Annotated in this window: 12 protein-coding genes; 5 read left to right on the forward strand and 7 right to left on the reverse strand. The window is 47.3% G+C overall.

Annotated features, from left to right (window positions below; genetic code table 11):
* The first annotated feature begins 108 nt into the window (after positions 1-108).
* Together L6468_RS00050 and mutS are read left to right on the forward strand one after the other, a co-directional pair.
* A complete protein-coding gene (locus L6468_RS00050) occupies positions 109-1,692 on the forward strand; it encodes a hypothetical protein (protein ID WP_237793912.1) in 1,584 nt (527 codons plus the stop codon).
* A 169-nt stretch (positions 1,693-1,861) separates the two neighbouring features.
* On the forward strand, positions 1,862-4,483 hold the full coding sequence (mutS, locus tag L6468_RS00055; protein ID WP_237793914.1) for a DNA mismatch repair protein MutS: 2,622 nt from the start codon (positions 1,862-1,864) through the stop codon (positions 4,481-4,483).
* A gap of 33 nt (positions 4,484-4,516) precedes the next feature.
* Here the strand turns inward: mutS and lgt are convergent, their stop codons facing one another.
* The gene (lgt, locus tag L6468_RS00060; RefSeq protein ID WP_237793923.1) at positions 4,517-5,371 is read right to left on the reverse strand and encodes a prolipoprotein diacylglyceryl transferase; all 855 of its coding nucleotides are present in this window, start codon (positions 5,369-5,371) and stop codon (positions 4,517-4,519) included.
* Positions 5,372-5,422: 51 nt separating this feature from the next.
* Positions 5,423-6,523 carry a redox-regulated ATPase YchF gene (gene ychF, locus L6468_RS00065; RefSeq protein ID WP_091853341.1) on the reverse strand — a complete coding sequence of 367 codons (1,101 nt, stop codon included), beginning with the start codon at positions 6,521-6,523 and terminating at the stop codon, positions 5,423-5,425.
* Positions 6,524-6,804: 281 nt separating this feature from the next.
* Between ychF and L6468_RS00070 the strand changes: the two genes are divergently transcribed.
* A complete protein-coding gene (locus L6468_RS00070) occupies positions 6,805-7,527 on the forward strand; it encodes a hypothetical protein (protein WP_237793925.1) in 723 nt (240 codons plus the stop codon).
* 46 nt (positions 7,528-7,573) lie between these two features.
* On the opposite strand, the gene polA is transcribed toward L6468_RS00070, so the two are convergent.
* Complete coding sequence (polA, locus tag L6468_RS00075) at positions 7,574-10,342, reverse strand: DNA polymerase I (protein ID WP_237793927.1); 2,769 nt, start codon at positions 10,340-10,342, stop codon at positions 7,574-7,576.
* 87 nt (positions 10,343-10,429) lie between these two features.
* On the opposite strand from polA, the gene L6468_RS00080 reads away from it, so the two are divergent.
* Together L6468_RS00080 and L6468_RS00085 are read left to right on the forward strand one after the other, a co-directional pair.
* Positions 10,430-11,410, forward strand: coding sequence for a polyprenyl synthetase family protein (locus L6468_RS00080; protein WP_091853337.1), 981 nt, complete (start codon positions 10,430-10,432; stop codon positions 11,408-11,410).
* A 9-nt stretch (positions 11,411-11,419) separates the two neighbouring features.
* Positions 11,420-12,031, forward strand: coding sequence for a hypothetical protein (locus L6468_RS00085; RefSeq protein ID WP_237793929.1), 612 nt, complete (start codon positions 11,420-11,422; stop codon positions 12,029-12,031).
* A gap of 112 nt (positions 12,032-12,143) precedes the next feature.
* Here L6468_RS00085 and deoC read toward each other — a convergent pair whose 3' ends face one another.
* The 4 genes from deoC to uvrC form a co-directional block, all read right to left on the reverse strand.
* A complete protein-coding gene (gene deoC, locus L6468_RS00090) occupies positions 12,144-13,025 on the reverse strand; it encodes a deoxyribose-phosphate aldolase (RefSeq protein WP_431356524.1) in 882 nt (293 codons plus the stop codon).
* 27 nt (positions 13,026-13,052) lie between these two features.
* Positions 13,053-13,397, reverse strand: coding sequence for a nucleotide pyrophosphohydrolase (locus L6468_RS00095; protein ID WP_091853332.1), 345 nt, complete (start codon positions 13,395-13,397; stop codon positions 13,053-13,055).
* 48 nt (positions 13,398-13,445) lie between these two features.
* The gene (gene dtd / locus L6468_RS00100; protein WP_237793938.1) at positions 13,446-13,898 is read right to left on the reverse strand and encodes a D-aminoacyl-tRNA deacylase; all 453 of its coding nucleotides are present in this window, start codon (positions 13,896-13,898) and stop codon (positions 13,446-13,448) included.
* 250 nt (positions 13,899-14,148) lie between these two features.
* Complete coding sequence (gene uvrC / locus L6468_RS00105) at positions 14,149-15,999, reverse strand: excinuclease ABC subunit UvrC (protein WP_237793940.1); 1,851 nt, start codon at positions 15,997-15,999, stop codon at positions 14,149-14,151.
* Positions 16,000-16,052: the final 53 nt, after the last annotated feature.

Genomic DNA, 16,052 nt, shown 5'->3' on the forward strand with positions numbered 1-16,052 from the left:
TTACGATTTATCTTCGAGATAGCAAAATCTTTTGCCAAAAACTTTGTTGGTTCGATTTTATTTACTATTTTTGCAAACGAAACATATTAACTTAAATTTCAAATGCTTATGAATAAAATTTTACGCTTTTCGTTCGTGGCCTTATTGGCTATGATGGGTATGAATGTCAGTGCAGCAGATGTTATTGATGAGCTGACATGGGATAAATTATTGGAAGCTGGAAAGAGTAATACTTATCAGGATTTCAGTGAAAAGACTATTACTTCTAATGCAGTATATTCTGGTAATGCCTCTTCTGGTGCTGATAAATATATCCAGTTGCGCACAAAGAATAATAATGCAGGTATTGTCACTACATCTTCTGGTGGAAAATTGAAGTCTGTGACGATTACTTTCAATAAAGCGACAACAGATCGTAGTATTGACATATATGGCAGCAATACTGCTTATACAGCAGCTTCAGATCTTTATGGTGATAATGCAGGTACGAAACTTGGTACTATTGCATCTAATGGTGAAAGCATGACACTGACAGTTGATGGTGATTATACTTTCGTCGGATTGCGTTCAACTAAAGATGCCATCTATGTTGACAAGATTACTATTGTTTGGGATGGTGCAGGTTCTACACCAGAAACAAAGACAGCAACCAGCATCGAATTTGCTGAAGGTTACACAACCCGTTGCACACCTGGTAAGGACGAAACTGTTGCTCTGCCTGAAGCCACGGTGATGGCAGGTGAGACAGCTGTAGTAGGCGCTACTGTGACATGGGCTAGCAGCAATGAGGAAATTGCTCCTATCGTGGATGGTGTTATAAAGCCCGTAAATGGTTCTCAGGGTAGTGTGACAATTACAGCAACTTATGCTGGTAACGATAACTATAAGGCTAGTGCCAAGAGCTATACACTGAAGCTCTACAAGGGCTATGTAGTTTTTGCTGAATTGGTAAAAGACCTGAACAGTAGCAATGAGAAGTGGGATAATGGCGGTGAGCTGGCCAGCTTCTGGATGGGTGATCTGGTTGATGGTGAGTTTAAATCTGGTGAGACACTTGTTACTTATGCTAATGGAAATTATACTTACCTAAGCGATGGTACAAATCATATGCTGTTCTTTGGTAAGGCATCTGTTTTTGGCAATGATGAGCAGAAACTGAAGGCTGGTGATAAGATTACAATGGATTATGGTCATGAGCAGGGCTTTGATGCTATTTGGGGTACTGCTTATCGCTACAACAAACTGCCTGAGTTTAAGGTAGAGAGTATGGTTGTTCGTGTTAAATCTGAAAACAACGCTGTAAACTATACCACAATTTCTGTTGACCAGCTTGGCAATTACTTGAATGCTCCTATTAAGATTGAGAGTGCTCAGTATGACAGCATTAATGGAAAGAATCTTTATTTCAATGTAGGTGGAGTAAAACTGGCAGTTTATAATCAGTTCAGTGTTGACACTAAGAATATGGAGCTTGGTGCAACCTATACATTGTCAGGTATGGGTTGCGTTTATAAAACTACCAATCAGATTTATCTGACAGAGTTTGTGAAGACAGCTGATGCTCCTGCTGGTGTCAATACTATCAGCGCTGCAAAGAAGAATGGTGCTATCTACAACCTGGCTGGTCAGCGTGTACAGACAATGAGTCGTGGTCTTTACATCAAGGACGGCAAAAAGTTCATTGTGAAGTAAGGAATTAGATTAAAAATAGTAAAACGAGGCACTTCTGTTTGGGAGTGTCTTGTTTTTTTTATACCTCTGACCTTTGGTCTAAGGTACTCACGCTCGAGAAAACTCAAAATTCTTTTGGTTTTCTGCTCACTTAATCGTACCTTTGCATCTGTTTTAAATTTAGAAGACTATGGCAAAGAAGGATGGGGAACTGACCCCAATGATGAAGCAGTTTTTTGACTTGAAGGCGAAACACCCGGATGCAGTGATGCTGTTCAGGTGTGGCGACTTCTATGAGACTTACTGCGAAGATGCCGTCACAGCTGCTCGTATCCTGGGTATCACGCTGACTCATCGTAACAATGGGGCAGGGGGTAAGGGCGACGAGATGGCTGGATTCCCTCATCATGCCCTGGATACCTATTTGCCTAAACTTATCAGGGCTGGCAAGCGCGTGGCTATCTGCGACCAGTTGGAAGATCCTAAACTGACGAAGAAACTGGTGAAGCGAGGCATCACGGAACTGGTGACGCCTGGTGTGGCTCTCTCTGATAACGTGCTGAACTACAAGGAGAATAACTTCCTGGCCAGCGTGCACTTCGGAAAATCATCGCTTGGCGTGGCTTTCCTCGATATCTCTACGGGTGAATTCCTGACGGGCGAGGGTACAGCAGATTATGTGGAGAAACTGTTGGGCAGCTTCTCGCCAAAAGAGGTGCTTTTCGAACGAGGAAAGAAGCAGGACTTTGAACTGAAATTTGGCTCAAAGTTCTTTACATTCCAATTAGACGACTGGGTGTTTACGGATCAGACGGCTCGTCAGAAACTGCTGAAGCATTTCCGTGTGAAGAACCTGAAAGGCTTTGGCGTAGATCATCTGCAGAGTGGTGTGATAGCTGCTGGTGCTATCCTGCAATACCTGGAGCAGACACAGCACACGCAGATAGGACATATCACGTCTATCTCGCGTATCGAGGAAGATAAGTACGTACGTCTGGATAAGTTTACTATCCGCTCTCTGGAGTTGATACAGCCCATGCAGGAGGACGGTAAGTCGCTGCTCGACGTGATTGACCGCACGGTGAGTCCTATGGGAGGTCGTTTGCTGCGTCGCTGGGTAGTATTTCCACTCAAAGATGAAAAGCCTATCAACGAACGTCTGGATATTGTAGATTACTATTATCGTGAGCCTGAGTTCCGTCAGTGTGTGGATGAGGAGATTCATCGTATTGGCGACCTGGAACGTATTGTGTCTAAGGTGGCCGTGGGACGTGTATCGCCTCGTGAGGTGGTGCAGCTGAAGACGGCCCTGCAAGCTATCCAGCCCATCAAGACGGCATGTCTCTATGCTGATAACGCAGCGTTGAAAAGGGTAGGGGAACAGTTGAATCTTTGCGAGAGTCTTCGTGAAAGGATTGAGCGCGAGATACAGAACGATCCTCCTCAGCTGGTACAAAAAGGTGGCGTGATTCGTAGTGGGGTGAATGAAGAGCTCGACGAACTGCGGAATATTGCTTACAGCGGAAAGGATTATCTGCTGCAGATACAGCAGCGGGAGGCTGAACAGACTGGTATTTCTTCGCTGAAGATAGGTTATAATAATGTGTTTGGCTATTATCTGGAGGTGCGCAATATCTATAAGGATCAGGTGCCGGCAGAATGGGTGCGCAAGCAGACGCTGGCCCAGGCTGAGCGTTATATCACGCAGGAATTGAAGGAGTATGAGGAGAAGATTCTGGGCGCAGAGGATAAGATTCTCTCGTTGGAGGCCCGCCTCTTTAATGACCTGATTATGGATATGCAGGCTTTTATCCCTCAGATTCAGATCAATGCCAATATCATTGCCCATCTGGACTGTCTGCTGTCGTTTGCAAAGGTGGCAGAGGAAAACAACTATATCCGTCCGGTGATAGATGCCTCGGAGGTCATTGATATCAAGCAGGGACGCCATCCTGTGATTGAAAAGGAACTGCCCATAGAGGAACATTATGTGCCCAATGATATTCTGCTGGATAACGAGAAACAACAGATTATCATCATCACAGGTCCTAATATGGCTGGTAAATCGGCGCTGTTGCGTCAGACGGCACTCATTGTATTGCTGGCCCAGATAGGTTGCTTTGTGCCCGCAGAAGCCGCGAGAATCGGTCTAGTGGATAAGATTTTTACCCGTGTGGGCGCTTCGGATAATATCTCGCTGGGTGAGTCAACCTTTATGGTGGAGATGACGGAGGCCTCAAATATCCTGAACAACGTGTCGTCGCGCTCGCTGGTGCTCTTTGATGAGTTGGGTAGGGGAACGTCAACCTATGATGGTATCTCGATAGCCTGGGCCATCGTGGAATATCTGCACGAGAACTCGAAGGGGCATCCGCGCACACTTTTTGCTACGCACTATCACGAGCTCAACGAGATGGAGAAGAACTTTTCTCGCATCAAGAACTATAATGTCTCTGTGAAGGAGGTGGATGGAAAGGTTATCTTCCTGCGCAAACTGGAGCGTGGTGGCTCTGAGCATTCCTTTGGTATCCATGTGGCCGAAATTGCTGGTATGCCGCGCTCAATTGTAAAGCGTGCCAACGTCATTCTGAAGCAGCTGGAGAGCGAGAATGCCCAGGTGGGTGGGGTAGGGAAGCCTACCTCGGAAATCGCCAACAGTCGTGAGGGTATGCAACTCTCTTTCTTCCAACTCGACGACCCCGTGCTTTGTCAGGTGCGTGACGAAATCCTCGGCATAGACGTGAACAACCTCACGCCGCTTGAAGCCCTTAACAAACTAAACGATATCAAAAAAATAGTCTCAGGAAAATGACCTGAGACTATTTTTTATTTATTGTACAACAGATTAGGCAGAAGCTTTGTTTCTGGATTTTATCATGCAATAGACGCCTATTGCAATAAAGGGAATAGAGAGTATCTGTCCCATATCGAAGGGAAGGCCCTGCTCGAAGGCTTCCTGCACCTCCTTGAAGTACTCGATGAAGAAGCGGAAGGTGAAGATATAAGCCAGGCAGAGGCCGAAATAGAAGCCGGTGCCTACGCGTTGCGGCATCTTCTTGTAGAGCCAGAACATCAGCCCGAAGAGTAGGGCATAGGCGATGGCTTCGTAGAGCTGACCAGGATGGCGAAGAACCACTTGATGGGGACCGTCGTTCTGGACAAACCAGAAGGCCCAAGGCAGACTCTCGTCGGTAATCTTTCCTACGATTTCTGAGTTCATCAGGTTGCCAATGCGGATGCAACAGGCTGTGATACCTGTGGCAATAGCGATATTGTCGAGCACAACCCATGCAGGCACCTTGAAACGGCGCACATAGAGTAGGAGAGTGATGATCAGTCCCAGCGTACCTCCATGTGATGCAAGTCCTTGATAACCTGTCATTTTCCAACCACCTGCGGCATCAATATGGATAGGCAGGAACATCTCTATGACGCCCTTCCACGAAGTAAGGAAGTAGTCGGGCTGATAGAAGATACAATGTCCCAGACGGGCACCTATCAGGATGCCCATGAAGCAATAGATGAACAGGGGTTCAAATTTCTCGTTGGGGATGCCCTGCTTCTTATACAGCCAGCGCACCATCAGATAGGCCAGTGCCAATCCGATGAGCCACATCAGCGAGTACCAGCGGATGCTGAACGGGCCGATGCTGAAGGCTTCAAGCGAAGGGTTCCAGAGAATATAACTGAGGATATTCATATTTTTCTCTAGTTTTAACTAGTTCGGCTAGTCTGACAAGTAAAAACTAGCCTAGACATTGAATCTGAAGTGCATGATATCACCATCCTGCACCACGTAGTCCTTACCCTCTACGCCCATCTTACCAGCCTCGCGAACAGCAGCCTCAGAGCCGTATTTCAGGTAGTCTTCGTACTTGATGACCTCTGCACGGATAAAGCCTTTCTCGAAGTCGGTGTGGATGACACCAGCACACTGAGGAGCCTTCCAGCCCTTCTTGTAGGTCCAGGCCTTCACTTCCATCTCGCCAGCGGTGATAAAGGTCTCAAGGTTCAGCAGGGCATAGGCCTTCTTGATCAGACGGTTCACACCGCTCTCCTCCAAGCCCAGTTCCTCGAGGAACATCTGCTTGTCCTCGTAGCTCTCGAGTTCGGCGATATCCTCTTCGGTCTTAGCGGCGATGACCATAGCCTCGGCCCCTTCTTCCTTAGCCAGTGCCTCCACCTTCTTGGTGAAGTCGTTGCCACTCTTGGCATCAGCCTCGCCCACATTGCAAACGTAGAGCACGGGCTTTGAGGTCAGGAGGAAGAGGTTGCGGGCGCAGTCCTGCTCTTCTTTACTGTCGAACTCCACGATACGGGCGTTCTTACCCTGTTCCAATACCTCTTTATATGCCTTCAGTACAGTTACTTCCACCTTGGCGTCCTTATTGCCGGCGGCAGCAGCCTTCTCCGTCTTAGCCAGACGGGAGTCGATGGTCTCGAGGTCCTTTAGCTGTAGCTCGGTGTCGATGATTTCCTTGTCGCGTATGGGGTCGATACTACCATCTACATGGGTGATATTTTCGTCCTCAAAGCAGCGCAGCACGTGGATGATAGCATCCGTCTCGCGGATATTGCCAAGGAACTTGTTGCCAAGACCTTCACCTTTGGAAGCGCCCTTTACCAGACCTGCGATATCCACGATTTCACAGGTAGCAGGAACGATACGTCCAGGGTGTACTATCTCGGCCAGTTTGGTCAGTCGTTCATCGGGTACGGTAATCACGCCCACGTTGGGCTCAATCGTACAGAAAGGGAAGTTTGCTGCCTGTGCCTTAGCGCTCGACAGACAATTGAAAAGTGTGGACTTGCCGACGTTAGGCAGTCCCACAATACCACATTTTAATGCCATTTTCTTTTATAAACGTTTATAAACTGGGTGCAAAGGTACGATTAAGTGAGCAGAAAACCAAAAGAATTTTGAGTTTTCTCGAGCGTGAGTACTTTCGTTGAAGTTAAAGATACAAAAAACTTCGTTGTTTTCTACTTATGGTCTGAACAATTGTTCCTTTCGTCGAATACTTTAGAAAAGTTATTCGATTTTTCCGTTTTTTATTCTTACCTTTGCACCATATTAAATCGACTATGAAATCGTCCGGGTGACGACGGATATTAAATCCAACAACAAATGCTATGAATCAGCTTAAGAAACTAAGATTGAGATTTCAGGATTATTTTAGACATTATTCGCAGGCACATCATTATTATGACGGACCATACCACGGAGGCCAGTCTTTTTACTCTTATTATCTGGATGATGAGGGGATGCGCGTATTTGATGGTCCCTTTCGTTATCAGTTATCATCTATCAGTCCTTATGGAAAAGCCTTTCGTAACGAGGCTGAGGGCAGTTTCCTGAACGGTTTGAAGGATGGAAAATGGCATTATTTCTTTAAGAGTGATACCCACAGGATGAAATTGACCGTTGACTATGTCAAAGGCAATATTGACGGCTATCTTTACTATGAGGAGTATAATGCGAATATGGTACAGAATAAGGCCTCTAAGACCAAGATATCGTTTCGCTCCTCCAAGCGCAGACTAATAGGAGAGGTGGTTGGTTTGTTTCAGGGTCATAAGTTCAAGGCACGCCTTGATGCCGAGGGACTGCCTCATGACAAGTGGTCGACGGCCGTCAATGACAAGGAACACGGTGAATGGGAGGCTGTAGAGGTGTGGAACCACGGTCACTTGGAAAAGGCCGAGCGCCGTCTCTTTACCTATGGCAGAAAAGAGGCTATCACACCCTATATGTGTCAGAAACTGAATCAGATGATTGACGAGATCAACCACAGTATGCTCTGCATCGTGAAACACGGGTCGCTGGGTGGACTGTCGTATATCCCAGTAGCTTGATATATAAGTAATTAGCGCGTTAGGAATGCCTAACGCGCTAATTCTTTTAATGGGCCTCAAGCCAGTTGTTTCCAAAACCAGAGTCGGCCACAAGGGGCACGCTGAGTGGGAAGGCATGTTGCATCTCTTCCAGAACGATTCGTTCTACCAGCTCCTTTTCCTCAGGATAGACGGAGAAGTTGAGTTCGTCGTGTACCTGCAGAATCATCTTCGAACGGATACCCTCGGCCTTGAATCGCTGATAGATATGTATCATAGCTACCTTGATGATATCGGCAGCAGTGCCCTGAATCGGGGCATTGATGGCATTACGCTCGGCAAAGCCACGTACGGTAGCGTTCTGTGAGTTGATATCCGGCAGATAGCGACGACGACCGAAGAGGGTAGTGACGTAGCCCTGTTTGCGGGCAATCTCCTTCGATTGTTCCATATAGTCGTGAACCTGCGGGAAGGTCTGGAAGTAGCCGTCAATCAGCATCTTAGCCTCTTCTCGAGGGATATCCAGACGTTCAGCCAGACCAAAGACAGTGATGCCATAGATGATACCGAAGTTGGCCCGTTTTGACTTGGTACGCTCATCGCGCGTTACCTCTTCAATCGGTTTCTTGTAGATATTGGCAGCGGTGGCAGCATGCAGATCCTTGCCATCCTGGAACACATGCAGCATGTTTTCATCTTGCGACAAGTGAGCCATCACACGCAGTTCAATCTGACTGTAGTCTGCTGAAAAAAACAAACATCCTGGTTCAGGAATGAAAGCCTTGCGAATCTCCTTGCCGTCCTCACCGCGAATAGGAATATTCTGGAGGTTGGGGTCAGACGACGAAAGTCGGCCCGTAGCCGTGATGGTCTGATTAAACGACGTATGGATATGTCCTGTGCGAGGGTTAATCAGTTTGGGAAGTGCCTCCACATAGGTACCTATCAGTTTCTTTAAACCTCTGTGTTCCAATATGTCAGACACGATTTCGTGCTTGTTCTTCAGTTGCTGGAGCACCTCTTCGCTGGTGACATACTGCCCCGTCTTGGTCTTCTTGGCCTTCTCCACAATCTTGAGTTTGTCAAACAAGATTTCACCTACCTGTTTAGGTGATGCTATGTTGAATGCCTCTCCTGCAAGTTCGTAGATACGTTTCTCTATCTCATTCATTCGCTCCGTCAAAATCCTTGACGTCTCGCTGAGCGACTCCGTATCCAGGCACACGCCGTTCATCTCCATCTCAGCCAAGACAGGCATCAGCGGCATCTCTATCTGATAGAAGAGGTCCTCACACTCGTGCTTCTTGAGTTCAGGTTCCAGTTTGTTTTTCAACTGCAACGTGATGTCGGCATCCTCACAAGCATACTCATAGACCTGAGAGGGTGGGAGGTCGCGCATGGATTTCTGGTTCTTACCCTTCGCCCCTATCAGTTCATCAATATGAATGGTCTGATAGTTCAGATACACCTCGGCCATATAGTCCATGTTGTGACGCAGTTCGGGTTGGATGAGATAATGAGCAATCATTGTGTCCCACATCGGACCGTCGAGATGCACATCATAATTTCTTAACACCTCGAGGTCGTACTTCAGATTTTGCCCAATCTTTAAGATTTTGGGGTTTTCATAAAGCGGTTTAAAGATATTAACAATTCGCAACGCTTCTTCACGATTGGCAGGAATGGGCACATAAAAGGCCTTGTGTTCCTCTACCGAGAAGCTCAAACCCACCAATTCTGCGTTGATGGCCGAGGTTGAAGTGGTCTCCGTGTCTAGAACGAGAAATTCTTTTGTTAAGAAATAGTCACGAATTTGTTGCATTTCATCCTCATTTTCAACGAGTTTGTACTCGTGAGCCACCGTTTTAAGGGTCTCAAAACTCGAAAATTTTGAGTCACCTGCATCGTTGGGCGCAAATTCTGCAAACAAATCGAGCTGTGTATTATCAGTTTTTGGCTTCTTTTCAACTTTTTTAAGAACCCTGTTAGTCAGAGCCTTGAATTCCAGTTCGGTGAAGAGAGCAGTCAGTTTTTCCTCATCAGGTGACTGCAGTGTCAGATCGTCCAGGTTGAGTTCAATGGGAACCTCGGTGCAGATGGTTGCAAGGAAATATGACATACGGATATCCTCCACATGTTCCTCCACCTTTTTCTTAAGAGCACCCTTCAGTTCCTCCGTTCGCTGCAGCAGTTCATCAACCGAATTGAAGTCGTTGATGAGTTTGGTGGCCGTCTTCTCTCCCACACCCGGACAACCGGGGAAGTTGTCTGCCGAGTCGCCCATCAGTGCCAGGAGGTCGATGACCTGGAGTGGGGTAGTGATACCATATTTATCACACACCTCCTTGGGACCCATCACCTCATAACCGCCTCCATGACGAGGACGGTAGATGCTCACCTTGTCTGTGACCAACTGGCCATAATCCTTATCGGGCGTGAGCATAAATGTCTGCACACCATCGATGGAATCAGCCTTTTTTGCCAGTGTTCCGATAACGTCATCGGCCTCAAAACCATCTACTTGCAGTACGGGAATACGATAGGCAGCCAGCAGATCCTTGATGATGGGAACGGCTTTCTTGATATCCTCCGGCGTGGCTTCACGCTGTGCTTTGTATGCAGGAAACTTGTCGCTACGGAAGGTGGGTCCATGAGGGTCAAAGGCCACACCTAAGTATTTGGGTTGCTCCTTTTCGATAACCTCCTGGAGCGTGTTGACAAAACCTATGATAGCTGACGTGTTGAGCCCCTTGGAATTGATTCTGGGGTTTTTGATAAATGCGTAATACGACCTGTATATAAGGGCGTAGGCGTCGAGCAAAAATAGTTTCTCCATAATTATTTCAGAATTTTCGTGTAAAATTACTAAAAAATTTGGCAATATATGGATATTTTCTGTAATTTTGTAGCAAAAATATAAAAAATGGACCAATTATCGCTTATCAAACAACCAATTGACCAAGAATTTAATGAGTTTACAGCCCTTTTCAAGGAGTCGTTGACCCACGGCGACCATCTGTTGTCTGAGATGTTGACTCATATCCGTCAGCGAGGTGGTAAGCGTATGCGTCCAATCCTAACCCTGCTTATTGCAAAGAATTATGGTGGTGTGACAGCCGAGACACAGAATGCGGCTATCGGTCTGGAACTGCTCCATACGGCTTCTCTGGTTCACGATGATGTGGTGGATGAGAGTGAGGAGCGTCGCGGACAGGCTTCGGTGAATGCCACCTATAGTAATAATGCAGCCGTGCTGGTGGGAGATTTCATCCTTTCTACGGCCTTGCTCTATGTGTCTCACACAAATAACCAGCGCATTATCAGCAACCTGGCACAGTTGGGCCGCACGCTGGCTTCTGGCGAGTTGCTTCAGCTGTGGAACATCAGTAATACGGAGATATCAGAGGACATCTACTATGATGTGATCAAGCAGAAAACAGCCGTTTTATTCGAGTCGTGTGCAGCCATTGGAGCCCTTTCTGCAGGCGCTTCTGACGAGGAGGTGGAGAAAGCCAAGCTCTTCGGTCAGAACCTGGGTATCATGTTCCAGATTCGTGATGATATCTTTGATTATTACGATTCCAAGGAGATAGGAAAGCCTACGGGCAACGATATGGCCGAGGGTAAACTGACCCTGCCCGTGATCTACGCCCTCAACAATAATCCTCAGTATGAGGCAATGATGAACCTGGCCAGAAAGGTGAAGGCACGCACTATCAATACCGATGAAATTGCCGTTTTGGTGGAGTTTACCAAGCGTTCTGGTGGTATAGAATACGCCGAGAAACGCATGGAGGATTTCCATCAGGAAGCCCTGAAATATCTGGATGAATCCGTTAGCGATACGGCCATTCGCGATGCGCTGAAGGCCTATCTGGACTACGTGATTCGTCGTAATAAGTAAAACAATGTTATGAAGTCGTTCAGCAAGCGGACATGGTTAAAAATCGGCACGATAGGCATCGCATTCATGTGTGTGCTGATGTGCGGTCTGATGTATATCTCTTTCCGTCCCGACACCCTGAAGATGTTTCATTTCTTCAAGGTTTTCGGTTTGTTGGATTACCTGGAGGAATTGCAGCATAACCCTGCTCGCGTGCCCAGTTGGATACTCTATAACCTGCCCGATGGCGCCTGGCTGTTTGCCTACAGTATCCTGATAGCCTGCTTCTGGAATTTCAAGATAAAAGACTGTTGGATGTTCGTCCTGGTAATGCCGTTTATCTGCATTCCTCACGAGTTCCTCCAGGGTCTTGGCATCATGCATGGCACCTACGATCCTTCTGATGTACTGGCTTATCTGCTGGCTATCATGGCTGGTTTCACGTACATCTATATTGTTCATTCACTGGCATTTAAGGATGTGGATAGGGTAGAGCGACGTCGCAAGAGTACCACCAAGCTGGTGCTCACTTCGCTGTGCTTTGCACTCTTCGTGCTGCTGGCTATCGGCAGTGATGATACGGTAGGACGTATCAGTGCCGGAACGGGCGAGGTAAACGCCGTGGAAGAACTCTGGAAGTAAGGGTAAAAGGTAAAGTGAAAAACGAAAAATTTGCTACCGCAAATCTCAAATTAGAGACCATCGCGGTAGCAAATTTTTCACTTTTCACTATTCACTATTCCCTTCCTTCGGTTTAGAAGAACTTGACTTCTTTGCCTATAACCTCGCTGAGCAGCAGGTTGGCCAGGCGGCTGGTACCCATGCGGAACCATTTGTTGGTGAGCCATTTCTCGCCCAGAACCTCTTTCACGATGGTATAGTAAATCAGTGCGTCCATCACGCTGTTGAGTCCTCCAGCGGGCTTAAAACCAATCTGTACGCCGGTCTGTTCGTAATATTCCTTGATAGCCTGACACATCACGTAGGCAGCCTCTGGCGTAGCAGCTGGTTCCAACTTACCCGTAGAGGTCTTGATATAGTCGCCACCGGCATACATCGACAGGATAGAGGCAATCTTGATGTTCTTGGCGGTCTTCAGACAACCTGTCTCCAGAATCACCTTCATATCGTGCTCGCCGCAGGCTTCTTTCTGCTGCTGAATCTCGTCTACCACGGTCTCGTAGTCACCCTCCAGGAACTGTCCCACGGGCATCACGATATCAATCTCTGTAGCACCGTCCTTGATGGCCATAGAGGTCTCTACAGTCTTTACCTCAATAAGGCTCTGAGATGAGGGGAAACTGCCTGATACGCAGGCTACTTCTACGCCTTCTACCTCCAAGGTCTCGCTGACCACCTTGGCAAACTTAGGGTAGACGCAGATGGTGGCTACGTGGGGCAGGTCAGGGTAGGCCTCTTCAAACTGGTTGACCTTCTCGGTGAATGCCAGTACGGATGTATCGCTGTCGGTGGTCTTCAGGGTGGTAAGTTCCACGCTTCCCATCAGGAATTTCTTCACCTCTGGGGTATCGTTTTCGTGCACTTTCTCGGCAATGATCTTCTTCACTGCATCCTTTACTTCCTCGTCGGTAATGTCGAGGTTGTACTTGCTGAGCACTTGCTCAATCTTACTCATTTCTGCCATAGTTATTATATTTAAAAGTTACTTTAATTTGGGGTTGGAGAGATGTCTTTTTGCGTCTCTTTTCGTCTTTTTCTCGATGGATTTCTGGAGCTCTTCGGTCAAATTGATGCCTGTTTGGTTGGCCAGACAGAGCAATACCCACAGCACGTCAGCCATCTCTTCACCCAGGGCAGCCTTTCCGTTGTCGGCCTTTCGGGGGTCTGACGCTTTCCACGACTGTTCGCCATAGCGACGACTGATCACGCGGGCCAGTTCGCCCACTTCCTCGGTCAGCACGGCCATGTTGGTCAACTCCGAGAAATAGCGCACGCCGTACGCCTTAATCCATTCATCTACCGTATTTTGTGCTTCTTGTATTGTCATTTTCTTATCTAATTACTCCCCTCCATTCAGGGAGGGGAATGGGAGGGTCTACTCCTTATTCTTGGTGTCCATGCAGATAGTCACGGGACCGTCGTTAAGCAATTCTACCTTCATATCAGCGCCGAATTCACCTGTGCCTACAGGTTTGCCTATGGCGTCCGATAAATCGCGGCAGAAGGCCTCGTAGAGTGGGATAGAGTGCTCGTGAGAGCCGGCACGGAACCACGAGGGACGGTTGCCTTTCTTGTAACTGGCATAGAGCGTGAACTGACTGACTACCAGCGCCTCGCCCTGCACGTCCAGAATAGAGCGGTTCATCACGTCGTTCTCGTCGCCAAACACCCGCAGATTGGCTATCTTCTTCACCAGCCAGTCTACATCCTCCATGGTGTCTTCATCGCAGACGCCTAATAGGATGAGGAATCCCTGCTGGATGGCCGATTTTACGGTGCCGTTGATGGTGACGCTGGCGTAGGTTACGCGTTGTATGACTGCTCGCATGTTTTTGATTTTTCGGCAAAGATACGATAATTAGTTGATATTTCCAAATTTTGATACTCTATTTTGTGGTCATTTGGTCAAGGTCATTTGGTCAAAATCGATTTCGGGAACGCGGTCATTGCTCACTATATATAAATAATTTATTATTTATATATAGTGCCGATTTTGACAGTCTGTTTTCGATTTTGACCAAATGACCTTGACCAAATGACCACATTTTTTCTATGCCTGATTACTAACAGTAAAACGCCTATTTGCTATCAGCAACTCGGCCTTTCTCTTCGTGGAAATAGTCGTAGACGATTTTGGCTTTGGCAGCGCCTACGATGTCGGTGAGCGTGTCGAGGTTTGCCTCACTGATTCTCTTAACCGATTTAAGGCCATTTAGAAGCTCGTCACGCGTTTTGGGACCCACGCCCTTGATGTTGTCAAGCTCTGACTCTAAAGCGCGCTTAGAACGCTTCTCTCGATGGAAAGTGATGGCGAAGCGATGCACCTCGTCCTGCAATTGGGTGAGGACGTGGAATAGTTCGGAATCTGTCTTCAGTCCAATGACGCGTGGCGGGAAGCCGTAGAGCAGTTCGTTGGTGCGGTGACGGTTATCCTTGGCCAGTCCTGCAATGGGAATGTCCAGGTTCAGTTCGTCCTGAATCACCTCCCGGATCACCTCCATCTGTCCTTTGCCACCATCGGCCACGATGAGGTCGGGTAGGGGCTCTTCCTCTTCCAAAAGTCTGCTGTAACGACGGTGTACTACCTCTTTCATTGAGGCATAATCGTCGGGTCCTACCACCGTTTTGATATTGTATTTCTTGTAGTCTTTCTTACTGGGCTTCATGCTTTTGAAGACCACGCAAGCGGCCACGGCATCCGTGCCCGAGATGTTGGAGTTGTCGAAACATTCTATCTGGTAGGGCATCTTGGGCAAACCCAATTTCTCTTGTAGCTCCTTCATCAGGCGCACCTGTTTCTGCTCAGGATTCAGTTTTTCGGCCTGCTTCAGACGGTCGAATTTATACTGTTTTCCGTTCATGATAGACAGGTCTAGCAGGGTCTTTTTATCACCTCTCTGTGGCACGGTAAAGGTGATATTTTCTGAGATCTCGGGTATTTCTATGGGTACAATCACCTCTTTGGCGTCGCTCTTGAAGCGCTCCCGCAGTTCTACGATACCCAGTTGCAGCAGTTCCTCGTCGGTTTCGTCCATTTTCTTCTTGTATTCTATGGTAAACGACTGGTTGATACTGCCGTTGGATACGTGTATGTAGTTGATATACGCGGTTTTTTCATCGCTGGTGATAGATACCACATCCACGTTGTTGATGGTATGGCTTACTACCTCACTCTTGCTCACAAATGAGTCAATCAAGAGGTATTTCTGCTTGATTTCCTCCGCTTTTTCAAACTCCAAATTCTCTGCCAGACGCTCCATTTCCTCACGCATCTCGCGTAGAATCTGGCGGGTGTTACCCTTCAGTATCTCCCGTGCCTGACGGATATTTTCCTGGTAGTCCTCATACGACTGTTTGGCTACGCAAGGACCATAGCAGTTTTTGATGTGATATTCCAGGCAAACCTGGTATTTTTTGGCTGAAATACCCTCTTTTGTGATGGGTTGGCGACATGTACGGGGCTTGTAGAGCTTATTGATGAGCTCCAATACGGCGTACATTGAACCGATATGGGAGTAGGGACCGTAGTACGTGCCCCATTTCTTGTTGATGGTACGTGTCTTGAAAATGCGCGGAAAGGGTTCGTTGGTGACGCAGATACTGGGGTATGTTTTACCGTCTTTCAGCAAAACATTATATCTGGGGTTGTATTTCTTGATGAGTGAATTTTCCAGGAGTAGGGCATCTTCTTCCGTATTTACCACCGTGTATGAGATGTCGTGTATCTTGGAAACCAGTACTTTTGTCTTAAAACGATCTACTTCGGTGTGGAAATAGGACGAAACACGGGCTTTCAGACTCTTGGCCTTGCCTACATATATAATAGTATGCTCGTCATCATAGAATTGGTAGCTACCTGGCTTCTCTGGCAAACGTGCCACGATGCCCTTCAAGTACGTCAACCGTTTTTCGTTCTCTTCTTTCGTCATAGCCTTTATTTAAAGGTGTTTCGCAAATTCTTGTTTCACGTGAAACAAATACA

It is taken from the genome of Prevotella communis (assembly GCF_022024115.1).
GTDB lineage: Bacteria > Bacteroidota > Bacteroidia > Bacteroidales > Bacteroidaceae > Prevotella > Prevotella communis.

Bases quoted from the DNA above. Each gene is read 5' to 3' on its own strand.
- dtd (WP_237793938.1), bottom strand. From the start codon at position 13,898: ATGCGAGCAGTCATACAACGCGTAACCTACGCCAGCGTCACCATCAAC.
- uvrC (WP_237793940.1), bottom strand. From the start codon at position 15,999: ATGACGAAAGAAGAGAACGAAAAACGGTTGACGTACTTGAAGGGCATC.
- polA (WP_237793927.1), bottom strand. From the start codon at position 10,342: ATGGAGAAACTATTTTTGCTCGACGCCTACGCCCTTATATACAGGTCG.
- L6468_RS00085 (WP_237793929.1), top strand. From the start codon at position 11,420: ATGAAGTCGTTCAGCAAGCGGACATGGTTAAAAATCGGCACGATAGGC.
- L6468_RS00070 (WP_237793925.1), top strand. From the start codon at position 6,805: ATGAATCAGCTTAAGAAACTAAGATTGAGATTTCAGGATTATTTTAGA.
- L6468_RS00095 (WP_091853332.1), bottom strand. From the start codon at position 13,397: ATGACAATACAAGAAGCACAAAATACGGTAGATGAATGGATTAAGGCG.
- L6468_RS00080 (WP_091853337.1), top strand. From the start codon at position 10,430: ATGGACCAATTATCGCTTATCAAACAACCAATTGACCAAGAATTTAAT.
- ychF (WP_091853341.1), bottom strand. From the start codon at position 6,523: ATGGCATTAAAATGTGGTATTGTGGGACTGCCTAACGTCGGCAAGTCC.
- mutS (WP_237793914.1), top strand. From the start codon at position 1,862: ATGGCAAAGAAGGATGGGGAACTGACCCCAATGATGAAGCAGTTTTTT.
- L6468_RS00050 (WP_237793912.1), top strand. From the start codon at position 109: ATGAATAAAATTTTACGCTTTTCGTTCGTGGCCTTATTGGCTATGATG.
- deoC (WP_431356524.1), bottom strand. From the start codon at position 13,025: ATGAGTAAGATTGAGCAAGTGCTCAGCAAGTACAACCTCGACATTACC.
- lgt (WP_237793923.1), bottom strand. From the start codon at position 5,371: ATGAATATCCTCAGTTATATTCTCTGGAACCCTTCGCTTGAAGCCTTC.